Below are 1,923 nucleotides of genomic sequence, written 5' to 3'. Positions count from 1 at the left end.
AGATAGCTCTATTTTTACAAAAGAGAGAAAATTAAAGAATACTGTTCTAGATATTGAGAATAGTTATAGAAGAGCTATTAGAAATGATATTTCAATATTTGAAAGAGAGATTTTGGAGGAGTTAGAAAAGAAGGACTCTGTCGATGAACTAATAAAAAGAGTTCGTTTAACTTTTGAAAACCTTAAATCTGAATCAAATACTAGAAAAATAGAGGAATTAGGGGGTCTTTTAAAAATAGCTGAATCGGAAAAAGATGGCTTTATAAATGAAGCTAGCGGTAAAATGGTTAAAAAGCAAAGAGTTTCTATGAAAAAAATATCTATAAGAACAAAGTATAACGTAGCTACAGAATCAGATGTAGAAACATATATAGAGGAACTAGAAAAAGAGATAGCAGTATTAAAAGCTAAAATGCTAGAAGCAGTAAGAGAAAATAAAATAGTAGATATAAATTAATATTTAAAGTAATAGACCTGCCATGACCTATATGCAACAATGGCAGGTCTTTAAATAAAGTGAGCAATACATTTAAGTAGGAAGGGTGAAAAATGAACAAAACAAGTTTAAAGAACTTTTCAATTGAGGCAAGAAATGTTCTTATGGAGAATATAAAAAAACAATTAGAAAATTTAGGAATAACTAAAGAAGGGATGAAAATTGCTAACTCAATGGGTAGCCAAGTAGAGGTGGCGGGACATCTTTACAAAAAAAGTAGTTATGATGCTTTAATAAGAAAATACGATGAAGTAGGATATGAAGAGCTGATAGAGGAGTGTGCATACACTTGGTTTAATAGACTAACAGCTCTTGCATATTTAGAGATAAATGGATATGTAGAGGAAAAAGTGGTATTTAGTACAACCTCTAAGATAGATCCAGATATTCTTGATAATTATATAGATGCAGAGTTTTTCCAAAATTTCGATTCAGAACTACAAAATAGAATACATGACTTGAAAGATGCTCATAAAACAGAGGAGATGTATTCACTATTAATAGAGGGGAAATGTGAAGAGCTTTCAAATATAATGCCATTTATGTTTTCAAAAGGTGGGGATTATGCAGAGTTACTATTCCCAAAAGGACTATTAATGGAAAACTCTATTCTTATGAAACTAAGAGAGGAGATATCTCAATCTAAAGATGAGGATGGAGCAGTTCCAGTCGAACTTATAGGGTGGTTATATCAGTTTTATAACTCAGAGAAAAAAAATGAGGTTTTTGAAGGATTAAAAAAAAATAAAAAGATTACAAAAGAAAATATACCAGCTGCAACACAGTTATTTACACCAAAGTGGATAGTACAATATATGGTGGAAAATTCTCTTGGAAAACTTGCAGTAGAATCTTTAGGAATCAGTGAAACTCTTAAAAAAACTTGGAAATACTATATAGAATCTGGGAGTGATAAAAGTTCTCCCAAGTTAAAGATAGAGGATATTAAAATACTTGATCCAGCTATGGGAAGCGGGCACATGTTGACATACTCTTTTGATGTATTATTTGATATATATGAGGATTTAGGATGGAGTAAAAAGGATGCCGTGCTATCAATTTTAAAAAATAATATCTATGGATTAGAGATAGATGATAGAGCAGGACAGTTAGCATCATTTGCAATAATGATGAAAGCTAGAGAGAAATTTTCTAGATTATTTCGTGTTTTAGAAAGATTAGAAGATGAAGAAAAATTGAATTTAAACAGCTCAACAATTATTGAAAGTAACTCTATAGCAGAGGAAACTAGAAAGCTAATAACTGATAGTTCATTAAATAATCTTTTAAAATTAATATCTAACTTTGAGGATGCAAAAGAGTATGGAAGTATTTTAAAACTAGACTCTTTAGCCAAAGATAATTTAGAAGAGGAATTAGATAAATTAGAGATAGCATTTAAAAACTTAGGACAGATATCTTTATTT

At 30.0% G+C, this 1,923-nt stretch carries 1 protein-coding gene and 1 pseudogene; both read left to right on the top strand.

Annotated features, from left to right (window positions below; translation table 11 throughout):
* Nucleotides 1-457 (top strand): annotated as a pseudogene (locus ACMOUI_RS12665) (ATP--cob(I)alamin adenosyltransferase); the annotation flags it as partial.
* Nucleotides 458-549: 92 nt separating this feature from the next.
* A partial coding sequence (locus ACMOUI_RS12660; protein ID WP_418966057.1) for a DNA methyltransferase occupies nt 550-1,923 on the top strand: 1,374 nt, incomplete at its 3' end.

The sequence above is a fragment of the Cetobacterium sp. genome, from assembly GCF_048470075.1.
GTDB lineage: Bacteria > Fusobacteriota > Fusobacteriia > Fusobacteriales > Fusobacteriaceae > Cetobacterium_A.
Note: the sequence above shows the minus strand (reverse complement) of the source record. Positions and strands in the feature narration are given on the sequence as shown.